This is a genomic window from Aquimarina gracilis, from assembly GCF_035285365.1.
Lineage (GTDB): Bacteria > Bacteroidota > Bacteroidia > Flavobacteriales > Flavobacteriaceae > Aquimarina > Aquimarina gracilis.
Genome location: NZ_JAYKLX010000004.1, coordinates 290,747 through 311,733, shown reverse-complemented (window position 1 = coordinate 311,733; position 20,987 = coordinate 290,747). Strand labels below are relative to the sequence as shown.

Genomic DNA, 20,987 nt, shown 5'->3' with positions numbered 1-20,987 from the left:
TACACTTAGTAACACCAAAATACAAATAACTTCCTTTGTTTGATAAGACCTTTTAAGACCATTTTTGATATGCTGTACTAGTTTTTGTTACCAAAAGTACTTTACTTTTTTCTCACACTACTTTTGGTATCAATAATTTATACAAGATCTTCTTCGGTTATCCCTGCAATCTCTATCAGATCATCTCGAGTATGTGTTTTTAGAAATTCAACTACTTTATAAAAGTCTTCTTTGTATTGTTCTACTTCCCAAGTATCAACTATTTCACAATACTTATATAGCAATTCATGATAATAATCCTTATCTAAAAGTTTTGCTAGCACCAAACCGTTTGATTTGTTGTTCTGATTATGAGGTAATTCTAAATTGATATGTTCCTCAAGAAGACTTAAAGTACTTTTTTCTTCCAATATGGTAAAGCCTCGTTTTTCCATAAATCCCATCACTACATGCACCATATTTTCAATATGACTTTCATTATAGATTGTAAAATCTGGTCTGTCAAAAATTTTATTGTCATATAGACCCTCTTGAGATATATTAAAATGAGAAGGTTTAAAAACATTTGGATTATCTATCTGTCCATTTATTTCCATCATTACTCGAGATAGTGGAATCAATCCAATACTAAAAATAAAAGACGCTTGTTGATAATCCCGATAATCAAAAACGGATATACCGCATCTATAATATTTATTATTTACGGTTCTCTCAAAACCATATTTAAACTTTTTATAACCGTATTTGGCTAACTCTCCTTTAAAGGCATTATTTAATAGCCTCTTCGTTTCACTATATTTCATAGTAACTTAATGAATAATCTTATATATATCATACGTATCATTTATTACCTTAGTATTAACAAAAAAGTCAATATTTTTTTCAAATGGAATAGAATTTGGTAATGCATTGTTCTCCAGTCTGTCAATTCTTCCAAAGAAATCCTTTGCCCTTTGTCCTCTTGGTGAAATCTCAATAGTATTACTACTTTCTTTTAAAGCTTTATAAAACCACTCTTGATTTGGGGTACTAGTTTTTGTTGCCAGATCGTTGGATGTAAAAGTACTTAATTCTTTCCTTACACTACTTTTGGCATCTATAATTTTAAAAGGCTTACCTTCTCCAACATTTACCAAATTATCGAAACGTAATTGTTTCGTAATTTTTGTACCATTTGCCTGGGTAATTGTAATATCTACCGTAATCTGTCTACCTACATTTTTGGCACCATTGTATTTATTGACAAGATGATTAAAAACATTTTCCTCGTGATTTTGCCAAAACTTTCTGGTAGCATCCATTATCGTTTGATCAGTTTCGACAATTTCGTCTACTACCTTAAACTCATCTATTTGCTTGGTACTATTGGAAGCTGCTTTTAGTGCCTCGTCGATCTCATTATCTAAGGCTTTTTGTGATTGCGCAATAAGCTCTCCTAAATGATCTTTCCTTTTTACCAAAGCAGCCATTCTTTTTTCAGCCGCCTCAACAGCCTCATCAAGTTGTTTCCTTGTTACTTTACCGGCTTTGATCAATTCTTGTTCAGCTTTTTTGAAACCTTCTATAGTTTCTTCTGCCAGTTTTTTCTCCTTGGCCAGAAATCTGGCTGCATCTATCTCATTTCCAATTTTTTTAACCAAAGCTTTATATGTTGCTATGGCCTCTATATGTTTTGACGGTGTAGCTACATCTTTTGCTGTTGCCAATGTAAATCCAGTGGAGGTGACCGTCCAGACAATCTGCATTCCTTTTGCAAGTTCGTCTGCTGTTTTTTGATCTACATCAAATGTAGCCTGCAAAGCTGTAGAGGCATGTCGAGCAAAATCTGGTCCTGAAAAATAAGGATTGAACATTGTCACAAAAAGATCTGCATATGCAGGAAGAGTCTTCAGAGTAAGTGCTCCTCTTGCCGAAATTATGGTCCCACCGGAAAAATAAAAGGAAGCAATAGTTAACGTATTTGTTATCACATTAGTTGTAATCGCGTTGCTTCTTTTTGTAGCCAAATATTCCATAAAAATAGCTGGAACCAATGTTCCCTGACCTTGAGGCACTACAGATGCATCATCGGGGTTAAACGCTAAATCCTTAATAATATTCAAAGAAACAAAATCAAAAGGTTTGAAATCATCATCTACTTCATATTTATTACAGTATCTTCTATTTCTCCCTTTACCGCGATCAATACAGTTATATTTTATATGAATAGATTTTTGATCATCATTAACCTCAACATCAACATTGGTTTTGTCCTCTACCACATTGAAAATCCACAAAAATTGTTTATTTTCTACATCCCAAAGAATTTTTGCTTTCGAGTTTGTTTCTATTTGTTCAGCCGTGAGATCTCCATTAGTACTTAACCCTTTGTTCTGCAAACTCAATTCAGTAAGCTTAATTATCAAAGCTGTAAAATTACTCTTGCCAAAAAAGTCATCTATACGATCAAATAATGCCACATATAAGAGATCCTCATCATTAACCTTATAGGTATCAGAAGATAGGCCTTCAAGAAATTTATTTACTTGGTCTTTTTCATCTTTTTCGTCATTTATTGAATTGATTATTTTCAATGCCAAATATTCTTCATTGTAGTTTATCCCTGTAAGAAAACCTCCCATTGATTCACTTGCGATAATCTGAAGCATCTTAAGTTTTTCTGCCGATGAAAGGGTCTTCAATTGATTTAAGGAAAGATTATAAGCAATACGTAAAAGGGCTTCTCTATCTTTGCTTGTCTTAATTATAGATTTCACCTTGAGATAATATTTTACGTATTTTTCATAAGAATCATAGAATTTTTTATACGCCTCATAATCATTAGGCCAATTACCTTGATTATAGAAATTTTTCTGCCACTCTAGTAAATTGTTATATCCTTTTTCGCTAAACTCGTCAAAAAAAGATGTTTCAATTTTCGGATCACAAATTAAGGTCGATATTTTAAATACTATATCTCGAACTTTCGCATCTGCAATATTCTCCCCATGAACTTCATAGAATTCCTTACCTTTATCACAAGATAAAGTACAAGCTTCAGGTGAATCAACAGTACGATTAAATTCTAACTTATTGCCATAAACGGTCTCCGAATCAGTATTGAAACTACTCTTAAGCTTAGAAAGTATAGTACTAACACTCACCATTGGTAGCTTCTCTCCACCAGAATTCCAAGGTGGAGTAATATCACTTTTATCATAGCTTGCGTTAAATACTTTTATACCACATTCTGATCCATTTCTTGACAAGAATCCTAAGTATACTGATGCAGAATTTCCATTAATACCCTTGGTCGAGTAATCTTTATGCATTCTATTTTGTCTGGTACTAGTTGTACCAGATTCTTTGAGATAACCTGCAAATCTTTTCTCCGAAGTTGCTTTATCAGTGTATTGCAAAGCAATATACCTTTCTAAACCTCCATTTTCTGGTATTGTAAATGCATATAACACTCCATTTTCTCCAAATGTTACATCGGTAGCCGTAGAAGGAATTGAAAAGATTTTACCTGCATACGAAACAAAGGATAAAAAATCAGAGCCTTGATGCCCTATCTTTTCTGAAAATAACCCAGGAACCACAGTATATCCGATAATATGCTGATAACTTGCATATTCCCCATCCTCATCATCTTGGAACATATACAATTGAATCCCTGGAGCATGCATTTTTTTCCAATCCATGTGGTTTAACACAGTACCATTATCCTTGTTATCCATTAACCAATTGGTACTCTCTGGAGTAAATCCGTAGGTATCCCAAGGGTGTTCTAAACCAAATATACCATGACCAAGTTCGTGAGCAATCGTTTTGGCAAGGTTATTAGGATCAAAAACAAAGCCATATTGGCGGTTCAGTGGCATAAACCCTTGCACATTAGTTTTAGAAGGAGGAATACCGTTTCCTAATACAAAAACATAGTAGCGTTTTTTGTCGTATGACCTTTTGGATTTATAGTATTTGTAAATGGCACGTTCTTCTTCGGTATATTGCGCTAATAGACTACTATCTCCAATATCTAACTGATTGTTGCCATCCAAGTCCCAATCACCTTTATTAATGTCTAGAGGTTCTTCGATAGTAATATTAAAATTAACGCCTGCTTTGTTATAGATTTCGTTGATCTGCGCTTTTAAACTCTCATCTAAGCCCACCCTTTGTATAGGAACCAGCGTGATATTGATATCAGTTACTTCTTGGGAAGCAAGATGTACCATATTAAATACCCCTGCCACAGAATATTGATCACTCGTATCTTTTGGTTTTACAGTCGCCAAGACTTCTTCTATAGCATAATCAAATTTTCTTACCAAGGTAAGTGTTGCCACATCACCACTCCAACTTGCATCAACTTTTACCCCATCTTTGGTTTTAAAAATAATATCATCTTTGGTAATTTCGCTATCGGTAAATGTAGCTCGTGCGGTAAGAATATCCTGAGCATGTCCTGCAATATTAGAAACTGCTTTATGCGGTACAGTATACTCACCACCATCGGATATAGTAATCGTTTTATATTCTTCAGTTAATTTACTAGCAACACTACTGGGGACCTCATCAAAGTAATAGTATCCAGAGTTTTCAAAATCTACGCGAACTCCTTTGGCCGATATTTGAGAGGCTCCATTTTCATCAATACCTGTAGTATTGCCCGCCGTAGCGGCACCTCCTTCGGCTCCTTCTCCTTTGGTGATGGTTCCATCTTCTCCTACGGTCCAAGGAGTCCCTTCGCTATCGGTAATGGTAATATCTCTTCCTCCAGGAATAATTGCCTCTTCTCCATTTTCACCTTTGATCACAATGGCACCGTTACTATCAATCTCTACACTAGAAATTACAAAGTCTACTTTCTGATCATCAGTTCCTCCTTGATCACCTGTAACAGCTTCTCCGATATTGGTATCTATATCCACAGTCATTTGGGCATCCGCTCCAAACTTAGGATCATAAAGCGTTACGATTTCACCTTCGGCCAATTGATAGTCGGTATTGATTAAAATACCATTAAATCTTACTGCAAATCGTGCCAATTCGAAATATGGCACTCGAACATACCCTACACCTGTAATTCTTCCATTAGATTCACTCTCGATATCGGTTATGGTAATTACAAAGTCTCCCGCGGTAATACGGTCTCCTACTAATATATTTGCAACTGGCTCTCTATTGGTAATCGCAATCTCGTCGGGTACAATTCCACAATTATAATTTGCGGTTTCGTCCTGTGCGGTTTCTGTAGTTATTGTTTGTGGTTGTGTGTATTCGCTATATTGGTATTTACATTTTCCCTTTACCTTATATTCATAGGTAGTTCCAGGTTTTAAATCCCAAACAGTGGCCCAACCACTATTGGTACGCATGGTAAACCATCTTGCATTTTCTCTATCCGCTTCACGATAGGCAATAGTATATTCGGTATAAATTGTTGGATCTTCGTCCCAGTACACGTTCATTTTAGAAATCCCTTTTGGCTCTGCCGAAACATTAAATGGTGTTTCGCAGGGTTCTACTTTAGAGAACCAAAAGATTTCACTTTTACCTTCATTTTTAAAGAGCCCTATTTCTTCTGCACCCTGGAGTGCTTTTGCCTGGACCTGCCATGCATAACGTTTATCATTAAGCAACTGCGGTTGTGCTGGTCCATATACAAATGAATTGGCTCTTGTAGTAGTTTGAAATATAGGTGGAGAAGATAAAAAAGCCGTTTGTGGATCCACACCATCATCCCAAATCTCTACAATGCTTAGTTCATACTCTACATTGCTTACATTGATATGCCTCGGAGTCCACTGAAATACAATATTATCGACCGCCTGTGGTTCCATATTGATACCATCAAGAGGTAAATTAAGTATTGGAGGTTCATTTTTAAAGATATACGTTGTAGCACAAGTTTTTGAAGAAAGGCGATTACCCGTAACAAACTCAAATACTTCAAAACAGAATTGGTAACTTCCTTCGGGTATTGTTTGACCATATAAATTGGCATTAATCCCTTGAAGATTTTGAAACTCGAAGTACGGCCCCAAGTCTGTGTTTCTTAATGTCAATGGTGACCCTCCATCGATAAATAAAGGTTGCGCACCAACAACAAGATCACGACTTTCAAAAGAAATACCGTTTCCTTCAAAAGAGACCTTTAATCGTACCTGAAGATTACTTACCGAAATATCACTAAGCAACAGTTGTACCTGCAACGGACTGTTAATTGTAGTAGCATCAGCGTAGTTATGAAAATTTACCGGTGCCGGTGGATTTACCTGTGGCACAACAGTTACTGGAAATCTTTGCGCCAGGGATAGTTGTACACTACAAACAACAAGAACAAGGGTAAGTAAAAATTTCTTCATAGGTTAGTTCTTTTCTATATACTTTAATACAAACTTGTCGGGATCTGTATGTTTAACAGATTCCTTCATATAAAAATCGATGATCTGGGAAATCAAATATAATTCAATTTCCTGATCTGTCTCTCCTTTATCTTTTAATCGGAATATATTCTCCTTCTCCTGCTCCATCAACTTGCTCAAATATTCGTCTGGTTTTTCAATTTTTTCAATAGTTTTATATTTAGAGATAATAGGTAACATCCAACGATGACCAATTAATCTTGCTAGCGCTATTTCGCTATTCTTTTCTAAACGGGCATATGTCTCCTGAAGTTCCTTATGCGCTTGTAATCGCTCTTCTGGAGTCCTTTTGTGTAATTGGTGATTATCTACAGCTACTTTTGCTTTAACAAAGGCTTTTTCGAAAGCATAATCTAATCGCATCATATCGCGTCGTAGTTCTACAATAATATCAAATACCATGTTATGATACCCTTCAAGATAGTCTTCATAACTATAGAGTTCTTTTAAGAAATCTATTGCCTTTACTTTATAATCACTTATATTTTTTTGATCGGCCACGATTTGGCGCAGCATAGTAAGTTCGCCCTTCTTATATTCAGGAATATGATCAAAATGTGGATCATCTTGCAATGCTGTCAATTTATAGTTGATTTCAGACATTGTGCCATTATACACAGAATCTCTGTACCTAAAATTAAGCAGCTCATCTTTTTTGGACCTCTTTTTCTTCTTTTTGTCTTTGTCCTTATCCTTGTTTTTATCTTTTTCTTTTTTCTTGGGCCATTTAAACTTAGGTGCCTTAAACTTATCAAACGTATAATTATAAGCAAAAGTGGCCGTAAAATTCTGATTGGATGCAGTAGTTGTACTTCGTAACTGTGATAATAGATTAAGACTAAAATTATGTTTCTTTTTAAAGGTATAATTACCGCTTAACCTAATATTGGTGACATCACTTTGTTTTTCTCCGTTACTGCTGCTTTGATTATAGCTTACAGAACCCGTGGTACGCAACTTCTTTTCAAAAAACTGTTTATTAACTGATACAGTAGGGCCAAAAGTGAGGCTGTTATCTACCCCAATAGTACTATAACTTACATTTACTGCCGTAGCAATATTTAAACTTCTTTCAGGATATCCCATTGTATAGGCCGCAGTACCGTTATAAAATTTGGAGTCTCCATTTTCTGCTACCTCTCCTCCTTGTTTATTCACCGCATTCTGAAAAGATAGCGCCACGTTTAGGTTTCGCTTTTTATCTTCGGAATCTTTAAGAATATAATTAGCATTTAGGTTTGCGTTTTGGGATATCTGCTGAAAATCTAAGGTATCTAAATTATCTGTTTGTGAAACTTCATTGATGAAATCAAATTGATCCTTAATATTGGTGAAAGATTGAAAGTTTGAATACCCACCTGACAAGTTAAATTTTTCTGAAGCGGTATATGTTACATTTACTGCACTTACTACGCGTTGTAGTTGAGAGCTTTTGGTGTTATCCAAATCATCTTTTTGAAGTCCCCCATTGAAAGAGATATTTACTTTATCTGCAAATACACTTTGGGTAGCGTTTAGAGTAATATTTTCTAGATCGTTATTAAAAAAATACGCCCCAAATGTGCGATACTCGGGATCAATATACTCATAACCAACTCCAATTGAACCCTTTGCCACCTGATAGCTAAGGTTTGCATTATAAGCCTTATAATGTTGTGTAGTAACGTTGTTGTTGAGAAAAGATGATAGAATAAAAGGATCTGCTTCTTCTCCTGCAGCATTTATATCCTCGGTAATGGCAGAAGACGCTGCCTCAATACGTAATTCTCCTCTATCAAAAAATTTAAGCCCCCCTTCTAAACTGGCTACTATGTTTTCTTTGGGCTGTAATTCTAATTCTAATGGAACTGGAGTTTCTAGTGAATTTTCATCATCAGAAGCTTTAAAAAAAGTTAACCCTATAGAAAATTTATCTTCAGTATATAATGTTTTTAATCCGTAACCTATTCGTTTATAAGCTGGTTCGGATTGCGGATCGTCTTCTACATATTCCGATTCCTTAAGCAGCCGCCCATACATAGCACTAATTTTAAACTTGCTACCAGGGGTTAAATCTACTCCCAGGCCCGTAAATTGATGCCCACTCAAAGTATAAGGAGAAAAGGTCATGCTCACGTCTCCAACATGTGCCGTTGCCCATTTGTAAGAAGGGTGAATACTTAATCTATTAAATGAAAACGGATTGCTATTCTGGAATTTTTGATTAGTATATGAAAATGAAAAAGGAATGTTATATACTCCGCTAATATTTAAGTTTACATTACCCGTTATAAAATAAGTAAATGGATCTCTATTAGCCTCTCCTTCATAAAAAACGGTATTAGCCGCTACACCCCCGGTTAATTTAAACAGTTTTGCTTTACCAATTTGCCCCAGGTTTTGACAAAAGGCAAAAACGGAAAAGAATAAGAAAAAAATGTAACAGAGTAATTTTGGGACCAAATGTTAATGTTTTCTTAATAATGAAGCGCGAAAATATTCTTTTTTAATGAGGTTACCAAAAAACCTAAGTCCTTTTTAATGAAAACTTTGCATTACAAAAAGGGCAAGAAGTTTTTTGTTTGTGTTATCCCGGAATTGTAAAATAAAAAGTACTTCCTTTACCTTTTTCTGAAGATAACCAAATTTTGCCTCCATGTGATTCGACTATTTTTTTGCAATGTGCCAAACCGATACCAGTTCCCTTGTATTCTTCTCGTGTATGTAATCTTTGAAAAATAGCAAATATTCGATCTTTATGCTCTTCGGGAATACCTATGCCGTTATCTTTTACCGAAAATTTCCAGAAATCAGAACCATCATCACTCAAGTCTGTTACTTTTACGCTAGAAATTTCAATTTCTGGAACCTTATTTGGTTCCCTAAATTTAATCGCGTTGCTAATTAGGTTTTGAAGAACCAAACGAAGTTCAATTTCAGATCCTTTTACTCTTGGTAATTTACCTACGTCGATCCTTGCCCCGGTTTTTTCGATAATTGTTCCTAAGTCTTTTTTCAATTCCCCAAAAACCTTATTAAGATCGACTTCGACATACTCCTTATTTCTTCCTAACCTCGAGTACTCAAGTAATGAATCTATTAGCTTTTTCATTCGCACACTGGCATCTTTAATAAATGCAAGGCTTTCCTTTCCTACATCGTCAAAACTGTCACCATAATCCTCAGAAATTAAACCTATAAAACTAGAAATTGTGTTTAAAGGTTCTTGCAGGTCGTGACTTGCGATATAGGCAAATTGCTCTAACTCTTTATTCTTGGCTTCCAACTGCACAGATTGTTCATGAATGGCAAGATTTTTTTCTTGTAATTCTTTATTGAACTTTTTCTTATTCAGATAACCTCGATAAACAAAAAATGCAACCCCAAGAAAAAGCATAACCAAACAAATCAAAAGAAAATTCACCTTTTTTTGAGCACTAATCTCTGAGGCCTGTTGATCCAAAACTTCTTCTTGCTTGATAATTTTCTCTCTTTGTTCCTCTAGATACTTGTTCTGTTCGTCTATTTCAAAATTACTATTTTCTATCTTCTCTCCCTGAGATTTTATATACCCTACCTGTTCTTGAATTTTTTTCTCGAGTTCCTGTTCTATCAATATTTTTTCTTCAAATTTTTTCTGTTGTAATTGACTTTTTGTGTACAGACTTTCAATTCTTCTGTTTTTAGCACTAATTTCTTCCTCTCTATGATCAATCTCTTTTTGTTGATGCCCTATTTTTTCGAGTTGATTAGTAATCTTGTCTTTTTGATTTTGAAGTTCCTTATCTCTATCTTTTATAATAGAATCTTGTTCCTGGTTTGTTTCTTGAACAAGGTTTAATGATCTCTCTGTTTTACGGTATAATCTTTTCCATTTTTCTGCAGAGCTTATTGCATGTCTTGGCAAGGTGGGCGCAATAACAAAGCCCTCATTTTTTAATCGGTCTGAATTAATTTCATATACAAAGGAATCCTCTACATTGACCATATTAATCATCGAGGAATTAAAATTGTAATCTTCACTAACCAAGAGGATATTTTTTCCAGAAATTTTACCAAGGATATAGTGAATCCCATAGTTAAACTTATGATTTACATAAAGTAGCTGAACATCTTTTACTTCTTTTACCCTATGAAAACGCACTATCTCTACAGGTTTATTGTAAATTTTACGTTTAAGTGCCATTGCTTGCAGATCCAACACCGTTCTATCTGGCCCCAAAACACCAATTTTGAAGCTTTCCTGAGTTTCAAAATCTGGCCACCCTCCAACCTGTTGAGCAAAATTAAAAACAAAAATTGCCCGTTGAAGTCTTTTTACCTGTTCATTACTGGTGTCCTGACCATAGCATTTTAAAGAAAAAAGAGAAGCTATTACAAGGCTAATAATTAGTATTAGATTATTTTTTATAGCGAATATTTTTCTGTAAGTATTCATCATAATCTAAGTAATACCCTTACATAATAATTAGATCCATTAAGCCCAAATTGCTGAACTCTTCTACTGTAGATGAAGTTTCCATCTTCAGTATTTGCCGAATGTTTATGTTTGTCTGGAAATACATTAAAAATGTTATTTCCTCCTATTGTACATTTTAGATAATCATTAAACTGATATGAGATGGCCGTATCTGTTACTAACCTTGGAGAAAATGTCTGGTCTCTTGTTTCCACGTTTCCAGTAAATTCATTTAGTACCCAGTTTGTTTGGTCTCCATCCATGGGATGAATGAACTTAACTTCTCCAAAAAGGGTATTTACCATTTGAAATCTAAATTTGTTAATGTCATAGGACAATAAAGAATTTAACTTGTAATTGGGTTGCCCATTTTCTACACGAGCAATTTCCTCTCTATTAAAAAGCACTTCTTCCTGTCCTTCTAGGGCAGCAGAAACTTTTATAGGTCCTTTTACTTCGGTATTTGTAATGTTGGCCCCAAGAGACGCATTAAACTCTCCTCTATTAATTGGCGCTTTAAAAAACATCACCAAATCTGCTCCAGTTGTTTTAGAATCTATAGCGTTCGTAAAAAATTGTGCAGCACCTACATTAAAGGGTTCCAGTATAGTTTCATATCCTTCTGCAAATCTTCCTGAAAGTACTATTCTATCTTCAATATCGATTTGATAATAATCAAAGGTAAAAGTAAAATTATCATTAAACTTACCGCTAAACCCAGCACTAAAATGGGTAGATAACTCTGGTTTTAATTTTCCTATTTGAAAAGCCTCGGTTACTATTGCGCTTTCATTATTAAAGGTTCCGACTTGCAAACTTTCTCCGTTAACAAATTGTGTGCTTATATTTTGAAAAAACACCTGATGTAGTGATGGTGCTCTAAATCCGGTCGAGAACCCTGCTCTTAAACTTAAATCGTCATTGATTCTATACCTCCCTGATAACTTTCCTATGGTTTGCCCTCCAAAATCGTTATAATCTTCATATCTAATTGCTCCTCTAATCAATAACTGATCTGAAAGATTTGCCTCTATATCAAGATATCCTGAACTATTGGTTCTAAAACGATTTAATTCACTTTCTGGTTGGAAACCAGGGAATACCTGTGCACCCGGTGTGCGAGGTAATTCTACCCCTTGATCGTTGGTAAATGTACTTCCCCCATCAATGTAAGATGCCTCCTCGCCTGCAATAATTTGATAGTTTTCAACCCGAAGTTCGGCTCCAAAAGCAATGTTTACCCCATTGAGCCAATCAAACGTTCTTGAAAGATCCAGGTTGGTCGTATTTTGTTTATAAATAAACCCTCCGGCATAGAATGTTCTTGGAGAAGCACTACCCAGAGAAGCATTATTTGAGTTATTTACTGTATAATCCAGCCTATTAATACCAATCGAGTGACTAAAATCAACATCCCAATTATTTTTAATCCCTTTTACCCCGATTGCTATTGCATCATCCTGAATATCGGTTAATATCTCTGGTGAAAAACCATTAGGAAAAAGCTCTTGCACCACGCGATCCTCGTCTTTAGGAAAACGATAAAACCCTTTTGAATTACCTTCTCTATAATTACGCCCTCCTTGCATATAGAATGTTGCATATTCTGACATTTTCATTTCACCATTAAAAGTAAGTGCCAGATTTTGAGTCTTTGCACTTCCTATTTCCATCACTCTTCTATCGGAGTATCCCGTTTGTGCAAAAAAATTATTCTGTTGTATTAAGGTCTGATCCAGAGCTTGATCATCGGTATATACGCTACCTGTATAATCTCCGGCTCTATTAATCTCTTCTCTATCTCTGTATTCGGCGGTAACATTAATATATCCTTCTCTTCCAATTTTTAGTCCAAAATTTGCCGAAGAGTATAAACTAAATCCATCACCTTCGGTTGTAATTCCGGCTCGATTATCTACCTGAATTACTTCGGTCTGTTTTTTCAGAATTATATTAATAACTCCTGCAATAGCATCAGAACCATACTGAGAAGTAGCCCCGTCACGTAACACCTCTATTCTTTCAATAGCCGCAATTGGAATTGCATTAAAATCTGTACCCACAGATCCTCTGCCTATTGTCCCGTTTACATTTAATAAAGAACTGCTGTGTCTTCTTTTACCATTTACCAGTACCAAAACCTGATCAGGCCCTAATCCTCGAAGTGTGGCAGGATCGATATGATCTGTTCCATCTGCAATAGTTTGATTTGTCGAATGAAATGAAGGTATTAGATAATGTAATATATGACTTAATTCAATTTGAGAAGAATTGGTCAATTGCTGGGGAGAAACAATATCTACAGCCGACGTATTTTTGAGCAATGATGTGGGTTTTGCTCTAGATCCCAAAGAAACAGGTTGATCCATAGAAAAACCGGTTTCCAAAACAAAATCCAATTGTATTGTATCTCCTACCTTAACAATCGCAGTTTTTGAAACTGGCGTGTACATTATAAATGCCGCCTGTAGAACGTATTCTCCTTCATCAACGTCAAAAGAGTAATTACCGTTCACATCTGTTGTTGCACTTAGATCAGTTCCTTCAATACTGATTCGTGCTCCAGGTAAATTACCAAATTGATCGGAGACATTCCCGGATATAGTAGCTCGGGATTGAGAAAAGGTGTTGAAACCAAAGCAAAATATAAAGATTAAGGTATAATAAATTTTATACCTTTTATGAACAAGACGAAGTGTGTGTGTAATAGATGTTTTGATTTGTTTACTTTTTTTAATGGAAAATCTCCATATAGGGGTAAAACTAAAACATTAAGATACGTTAATGCAAATGTAATTTACAAATATTTTTGTAGAGAATTATCAAAGTGATTAAGACACAAGTTTATTTTCTTGTACACATGCTTCCGGATTTATTCCGTCAAAATGTTTATCAATAATATCGCATACCATTCGTTTGGTTAGCATTTTGTCACTATACGCTTTAATTTCGGGAATGCTTTTTGCCAGACGTTGTTCTTCATCATTAAGTTGCGCTCCCAACATCAAAACAATTATTGAATTGTGATATGCATTGTCAAATTTTTGAAATTCAGAAAGAAACTCCCACCCATTCATTACCGGCATGTTAATATCCAAAAAAATAATTTCGGGTACAATTCCGGATTGTAAACGATCCAATGCTTCTTTACCGTTTTCTGCTACACTAACTTCTTCTACACAATCCACTTTTTGAATAATGGTTTTGTTGAAAAAGTTGGTCGCCTTACTATCATCTATTAAAAGAAAATGTTTTAATTTCCCCATATCAGAAATGATTTTTTAATACACTATCCAATAAATCTAGCGACAAAGGTTTATTTATAAAATCGTCGACAGAATGATTTTTTGCTGATTCTCTTACATCATCTGGATTGGATGAAGTAGAGAGAAGAATCACTTTAATTCCAGTAGTTAATTTCTGGTCGAGTTTAGAAAATTCAATCAAAAACTCCCATCCATTCATTGCCGGCATATTAATATCCAAAAAAATTAGGTCTGGCTTTATGGCTTGATTATTTTCTACTGCATTCAGATATTCCAAAGCAGCAATGCCACTTTGTACAGTATTTACCTTATGAAAGTTTTCGTGTTTGGTAACAACCCGTTCGTTAAAAAAATTTGTAGCCTTATCATCATCGATTAATAAGACACAATTCACAGATTTTCCCATAAATTTTTCCAATTACACTCTAAAGAAAATAAACTTATTTCAATTTTCCATAACAAAACTAAACTTTATTAAATAGTTTTCGTTTAAAAATTTAATTTTAACGATTAAATGACACTTAATTCACTTATTTACCGGTGCAATGAGTACGTTTTGATCTAAAATCAAAAAATTGAAAAGCTAATATTTTTAAAAGTTGTTAAGAGATTAGAGTCAAAATAAATGTAACTTTGAAAAAAAACAGGCGACACATATACTACGTAAACGTCTGAAAGGGATACATGTTAGAAAAAATAAAAAATAGATGTAAAGCCAAAGCGCTTCGATATGATTATTATTCTCATATCAAAGATATACCCATCAAGGATTGGAATTCAGTAAATTCTGATAACAATGTTTTTTTGTCACTGAAATATTTAAAAACTCTTGAGAATACACTTTTTGAAAGTATTAAGTTTAGATACATTATATTTTATGACAAAAATATACCCGTGGCCCTTGCTGCTGCACAATTAATAAAATTTAATCCTGAACAATTGAAACTTCAGGAATTTCCCTGTAAAATAAACGAAACCATACGAAATACGTTGTTTAAAAATATTGAGATACGTGTTTTGGTATGCGGTAATTTATTTTCGTGCGGAGAGCATGGTTTTATTTACGACTCGACCAAAATAGCTGCCAAGGAAGCTTTTGAGAGTTTATCGAATGCCTTAAAAGAAATAAGAAAATCTGAAAACCCAGAAAAACCTTCGTTTATTTTGTTAAAAGAGTTTTGGCCAGAATCTTTTAACAGTAGTGACTATATTAAAGATCACGATTTTAGAGAATTCAGGATCGATGTAAACATGGTACTTCAGATACATCAAAGCTGGACCAGTTTTGATGATTACTTGGCCAGCATGCGAACAAAGTTTAGAACAAGAGCAAAAAAAGTCTTTAAAAAATCTGAAAAAATCATCGTGAAATACTTTGAAGCTTCCGATATTACTAATTTTAAAGATGATATTGACAGATTATATCTTTCTGTAATTGATAAAGCTGATTTCAAAATTGGCAAACTTAATTCGTATACTTTTACACACTTAAAACAAACTCTTGGAGATTCTTTTGTTTTCAAAGGGTATTTTCTTGATGAAAAATTGGTTGGATTCACGACTTCATTTATACTTGGCAATGCTGTAGACGCAAATCATATTGGAATCGATTATGCCTACAACAAAGAATATGATGTTTATCAGAGAATGTTATACGATTATGTAGATCTGGCTATTGAAAAAAGAGCAAAAGAACTTAGACTTGGAAGGACAGCGGAAATCATAAAAAGTTGTGTTGGGGCCAAACCAGTCGAAATGAAATTATATGCAAGACATGGAAACTCTATTTCGAATGCGCTCTTAAAACCTTTGGTTGAATTAATTTCGCCCAACGAATATGAGATTAGAAACCCCTTTAAGCTTCAGTTTGATTAGAATAATTTTATGGATTCGTTAACCCAAATCGTACTAGGCGCGGCCGTAGGAGAAGCAACTTTAGGAAAAAAAGTTGGCAACAAAGCTATGCTTTGGGGTGCAATTGCAGGAACGATTCCGGATCTGGATGTATTATCAAAGCTTTTTGTTGATAATGTAACGGCCAATGAGCTACATCGCGGTTTTTCGCATTCTATTTTGTTTAGCATTTTGGCTGCTCCCATATTTGGATGGCTGATAGCAAAAATTTATAAAAACAAAGAAGCCGATTGGAAAGATTGGACAAGACTCATGTTTTTAGGGTTATTTACTCATCCTATTTTGGACGCTTTTACTACTTGGGGAACCCAATTGTTCTGGCCTTTGGATTATAAAGTGGCTATTAACAATATTTTTGTTGCCGACCCCTTGTATACAGTTCCGTTTTTAATTTTTGTAATTCTGGCCATGTTTTACAAAAGAACTCATCCAAAAAGGCGAAAATACAATACCCTCGGCTTATGTATAAGTAGTTCGTATTTACTTATCACATTAGTATTACAACAAAGTGCTCTAGCAAATTTCTCTAATAACCTGGAAAACCAACACATTCAATACAATGAGATTCAAACTCGTCCGACTCCATTAAACAGTATTTTATGGACAGCCAATATTGAGACTAATGATTCATTTCTTATTGGATATTATTCGCTGCTGGATAATGATGATTGTATTGATTTCTCTGAATTTCCTAAAAATCATCACTTATTAGGAAATATGAAAAAAGACCCTCTAATTTCAAGACTAATTAAACTTACTGAAGGTTGGTATACGATAGAAAGATCAGGAAATAAAGTTTTCCTTAATGATTTAAGGTTTGGAACCTTGGGTATTGGAAATGATGCTAAGCGTTTTGTTTTTAGCTACGAACTATATTATAATAAAAATGGATACTTAATGGCAAAAGAGAGAGAACGTGAAATGAATGAAGCATCTCCCCTTCTCAAAAAACTTTTTAATAGAGCATTGGGGAACAAATCATAACAAAAAAGGGGCGAATAAATTCGTCCCTTTTTTGTTTTTTCAATATAATTATGCAAAGTGGCAAATCACTCCGCCCATTAATGCAAGACAAACGGTCCAGTATCCAACATTAACAGCGATATATTTAAATCCCTTTCTCTCGAACATTGCATTGGTACCTAATACTGGTAATACAAAAAACAATCCTACGATAGCTCCATGCAATACGCCGTGTCCAAAACTTCTATGGTTTTGCCCATAAATTTCCATGTATTTTTGAGAGAACTGGTATGTTTCAGAACCAGCTTCATTCCACGCTGGATCTGCCATAATACTAGAGAAAAATCCATACTGATGAATTACCATTCCGGTAAGCATAGCGGCCATAAAAAAGCTAAAAATATAGCTTAAAATAAAAATCAATGCCATATTACCTCCTTTAAGATCTTCTTCAGTAAATCCACACGCATTCATCCATGCGGTCCCAAAAACCCTGGGTTTGTACCAAATAAATCCTAAAATCATAGGGATTAATGCGGCAAGTGCTGTAATCAAAAAATTGAATTCCATATTGATTAGTATTAAAAGTTGTTATACTCAAATATATGGAAAACATAATTGGTCAATTCTACCACACCAAATACACCAATCTGAAAGAAAACAAAATCAATATAATCCCGGCTATCCTAAAAAAGATAGTAAGTCGTTTTAAGGATATAAATTTCTTTAGTTTTTTAGACAAAAAAACCTTGAACAAATCGGTTGTGAAAATACCCGATAATACAGCAGTCAAAAAGACCAAAAGCAATTCCTGATCATAATATTTTGATTTCCCATATTGAACAATACTTATCCAAACTGCAAAGACAAACGGATTAAAAAAATTAACACTAAACCCCTTGATAAAAAATGTTTGTATCCCCTTGATATTTAAAGAAGTATCGGTTTCGATGCTAGCCTTCTTAAGAAGATAATTCATTCCCAAAATAAATAATATTAATCCACCAACAATCCCAATCCAAAACCTATTGCCTTCAACATTTATAAAAGAGGAAAGTCCATAGTAACACAAAGCTACACAAACTATATCGCTAACAATAATTCCTAATGCCACAGCTACGCCGGCTTTAGCTCCCCATTGAAAACTACTATTAAGTAACAAGAAAAATACTGGGCCAATAAAGATGATCATGCCCAATCCAATTACAAAACCTTCCAAAAATGACATTATAAACTACTATTTATAGTAGTAAATATATGTGAATAAAATACAAACCTGATAATTCTCATACAAAAACACATCATATTTATATAAATTCATATCATGAAAAATACCATTGCCGAAAGAATTTTTGATTTTCTAAAAAACTTCCCTCCTTTTCATGTACTTTCAGAAGAAGAACTCTACACGATATCAAGAAATGTAAAGGTAATTTATCTTCAGAAAGATCAACATGTATTTAAAACCAAAGAGAAAATCCATGATCATTTTTATGTAGTAAAAGATGGGGCTGTTGGTATTTTCAGAGAAGAAGATCAAACTTTGGTCGATGAATGTGATGAAGGGGATCTTTTTGGTTTGCGAGCCTTGATAAGAAAAGGTCATTACATTTTAAGTGCCAAAGCAATTGAAGAAAGTATCTTGTATAGTATTTCTTCAGAATTATTAGAAAAAATAATTAACACCAATGCTCGAGCCAACAAATATTTATTGGCAAGTTTTGTTACCAATATTCGAAACCCTTATTCAAATGAAAATAAGGATTCACTGTTCGCACAGGTAGAAAGTCTGCAAAAAAGAGAATCTAACTTTACCGAGGTTCAATCTGCACAATATTCTAAAAATCCAATTACTTGTTTACCAAATACTACTATAAAACTAGCCGCAAAAATTATGAGTTCAGAACGTGTTGGATCAATAATTATAACCGAAAACGAAAAACCTTTGGGTATCATAACCGATAAAGACTTACGTACCAAAATAGCAACGGGCCAGTTTTCTATTGGAGATACAGTAAAAAAGATTATGTCCTCTCCTGTAATTACTTACCCTAGGAATATTACAGTAGCCGAAGCACAAATTGCTATGCTACAACACAAAATATCTCATTTGTGTATTACCAAAGACGGCACCTCAAATTCCAAACTTATTGGGATATTATCAGAACATGATATTCTGGTAATACATGGCAACAACCCTTCTGTTCTTATAAAAGAAATTAAGCGAGCCAAAAATTCTAAAGATTTAAAATATATACGAACAAAGGCGCAGCAATTGTTAAAAGGATATATAGAACAAAATATACCTGTTTTTTTTATATCGAAGATTATATCTTCAATCAACAGTAGTATTACCCAAAAAGTAATAACCTTGTCTATAAATGAAATGACTACTCCTCCTCCAACATCATTTGGTTGGTTATCCTTAGGTAGTCAAGGTAGAAAAGAGCAATTATTACTTACCGATCAAGACAATGCATTAGTATTTGAGGATGTCCCAAAAGAAGCTCATGTACAAACCAAAAATTACTTTCTTTCCCTTTCAGACAAAATTACCCAGAAACTTAACACTATAGGTTTCGAATATTGCCCTGCAAAGATGATGGCCAGCAATCCTAAATGGTGTTTATCTTTAAAAGAATGGAAACAACAGTTTAACGATTGGATAACTAAGCCTGACCAAGATAAAATTATGTTGTGTACCATTTTCTTTGATTATGATTTGGAATATGGTAACAAAAGCCTTATCAATGATATGTCTAACAGCATTTTTGATGCTATTGATTCTTATGAGATTTTTCTCAATTTTTTAGGGTTAAATGCCTTAAAGAACCCTCCTCCACTTAGTTTTTTTCGTCAATTTTTGGTTGAACACAGCGGCGAACACAAGGATCAGTTTGATATAAAAGCCCGGGCAATTATGCCCTTGGTTGATGCTGCTCGTTTGCTAGTACTATCTCATAACCTAAAAGATTATAACAATACTGTTCTGCGATATGAAAAATTGGCAGAGATAGAACCTCAAAACAAAGATTTGTTTTTATCATGTAGCAATGCCTTCAAAATATTACTTCGTTTCAGGACCTTACAAGGTATGCTTCATAACAACTCAGGTAGGTTTATAGAACTAAAATCACTTTCAAAAGCAGATCGACTAAAGCTTAAAGGATGTTTTAAACCTATAAAAGACGTACAAGAGTTAATTCGTGTACGTTTTAATCTTTCTCAAATGTTGTAGCATGTTTGTATGGCAAGGAAATAAGAATTATCCCAATTTTTGGAAAGACTATCAAAATCATTTTAAGGATAAAAAGAAATATGATTTAACCAACGCCCGTTTTGTGATTTTGGATACCGAAACTACGGGGCTTAATATAAAAAATGATCGAATTTTATCGATAGGCACGATTTCGGTTACAGGAAATACTATGGATGTGGCCGATAGTCTTGAATTATATTTAAAACAAGACACATTTAATTGGGAAACGGTTAAAATACATGGAATCCTAAATGAAGGGAACATCTTGAAATTTCAAGAACACGAAGCTTTAACGCTGTTCCTGGATCATATCAAAGATGCTATTCTTGTGGCTCATCATGCTGCTTTTGATATACAAATGATCAACGCATGTTTAGCCAGACAAAAGTTACCCAAGCTAAAAAACAAAGTATTGGATACAGGAATATTATTCAAAAAAACCGATCTATGTGTGAATAAGGACAAACTCTATTCATTAGATGAGCTATGTACTATATTCAACATCAAAAAACATGATCGACATACAGCATCAGGAGATGCTTACATTACCGGGATAATATTTTTAAAAATTATAGGGCAATTATCCAAAACAAGAAAAACCACACTTAAAAGCTTATTTTTCAATCCAAACCGAAGAGGATTATTGTAAAATTGTCAATGAACTCATAATTAATTTGCATTTACCGCAAGAAATTATTCTCTTTAACCCACATTTTTATAAAGTAAATAAATTGCTA

General features: G+C 34.2%; 13 protein-coding genes. 4 read left to right on the top strand and 9 right to left on the bottom strand.

Annotation, left to right across the window (positions count from 1 at the left end; genetic code table 11):
- Nucleotides 1–137 precede the first annotated feature (137 nt).
- The 7 genes from U6A24_RS09910 to U6A24_RS09880 form a co-directional block, all read right to left on the bottom strand.
- Nucleotides 138–803 carry a hypothetical protein gene (locus tag U6A24_RS09910; protein WP_324179807.1) on the bottom strand — a complete coding sequence of 222 codons (666 nt, stop codon included), beginning with the start codon at nt 801–803 and terminating at the stop codon, nt 138–140.
- 6 nt (nt 804–809) lie between these two features.
- Nucleotides 810–6,350, bottom strand: coding sequence for a fibronectin type III domain-containing protein (locus tag U6A24_RS09905; RefSeq protein ID WP_324179806.1), 5,541 nt, complete (start codon nt 6,348–6,350; stop codon nt 810–812).
- A gap of 3 nt (nt 6,351–6,353) precedes the next feature.
- Entirely contained in the window at nt 6,354–8,852 is a 2,499-nt protein-coding gene (locus tag U6A24_RS09900) for a TonB-dependent receptor (protein WP_324179805.1), read from the bottom strand.
- 124 nt (nt 8,853–8,976) lie between these two features.
- Nucleotides 8,977–10,830 carry a YfiR/HmsC family protein gene (locus U6A24_RS09895; RefSeq protein ID WP_324179804.1) on the bottom strand — a complete coding sequence of 618 codons (1,854 nt, stop codon included), beginning with the start codon at nt 10,828–10,830 and terminating at the stop codon, nt 8,977–8,979.
- Entirely contained in the window at nt 10,827–13,517 is a 2,691-nt protein-coding gene (locus U6A24_RS09890; RefSeq protein WP_407654027.1) for a TonB-dependent receptor, read from the bottom strand. The genes U6A24_RS09895 and U6A24_RS09890 overlap by 4 nt, the downstream gene beginning before the upstream one ends.
- 162 nt (nt 13,518–13,679) lie before the next feature.
- Complete coding sequence (locus U6A24_RS09885; protein WP_324179803.1) at nt 13,680–14,114, bottom strand: response regulator; 435 nt, start codon at nt 14,112–14,114, stop codon at nt 13,680–13,682.
- Nucleotide 14,115: 1 nt separating this feature from the next.
- Entirely contained in the window at nt 14,116–14,520 is a 405-nt protein-coding gene (locus U6A24_RS09880) for a response regulator (protein ID WP_324179802.1), read from the bottom strand.
- A gap of 278 nt (nt 14,521–14,798) precedes the next feature.
- On the opposite strand from U6A24_RS09880, the gene U6A24_RS09875 reads away from it, so the two are divergent.
- Both U6A24_RS09875 and U6A24_RS09870 read left to right on the top strand, forming a co-directional pair.
- Nucleotides 14,799–15,989, top strand: a complete 1,191-nt coding sequence (locus U6A24_RS09875) for a hypothetical protein (protein ID WP_324179801.1) — start codon at nt 14,799–14,801, stop codon at nt 15,987–15,989.
- Between the two features lie 9 nt (nt 15,990–15,998).
- On the top strand, nt 15,999–17,012 hold the full coding sequence (locus U6A24_RS09870) for a metal-dependent hydrolase (protein ID WP_324179800.1): 1,014 nt from the start codon (nt 15,999–16,001) through the stop codon (nt 17,010–17,012).
- 48 nt (nt 17,013–17,060) lie between these two features.
- On the opposite strand, the gene U6A24_RS09865 is transcribed toward U6A24_RS09870, so the two are convergent.
- Together U6A24_RS09865 and U6A24_RS09860 are read right to left on the bottom strand one after the other, a co-directional pair.
- Nucleotides 17,061–17,561: a DUF1761 domain-containing protein gene (locus tag U6A24_RS09865; protein WP_324179799.1), complete on the bottom strand. Its 501-nt coding sequence runs from the start codon at nt 17,559–17,561 to the stop codon at nt 17,061–17,063.
- Nucleotides 17,562–17,619: 58 nt separating this feature from the next.
- Nucleotides 17,620–18,219 carry a LysE family translocator gene (locus tag U6A24_RS09860; RefSeq protein ID WP_324179798.1) on the bottom strand — a complete coding sequence of 200 codons (600 nt, stop codon included), beginning with the start codon at nt 18,217–18,219 and terminating at the stop codon, nt 17,620–17,622.
- A 96-nt stretch (nt 18,220–18,315) separates the two neighbouring features.
- Between U6A24_RS09860 and U6A24_RS09855 the strand changes: the two genes are divergently transcribed.
- Nucleotides 18,316–20,229 carry a DUF294 nucleotidyltransferase-like domain-containing protein gene (locus tag U6A24_RS09855; RefSeq protein WP_324179797.1) on the top strand — a complete coding sequence of 638 codons (1,914 nt, stop codon included), beginning with the start codon at nt 18,316–18,318 and terminating at the stop codon, nt 20,227–20,229.
- A gap of 1 nt (nt 20,230) precedes the next feature.
- On the top strand, nt 20,231–20,899 hold the full coding sequence (locus tag U6A24_RS09850) for a 3'-5' exonuclease (protein ID WP_324179796.1): 669 nt from the start codon (nt 20,231–20,233) through the stop codon (nt 20,897–20,899).
- Nucleotides 20,900–20,987: the final 88 nt, after the last annotated feature.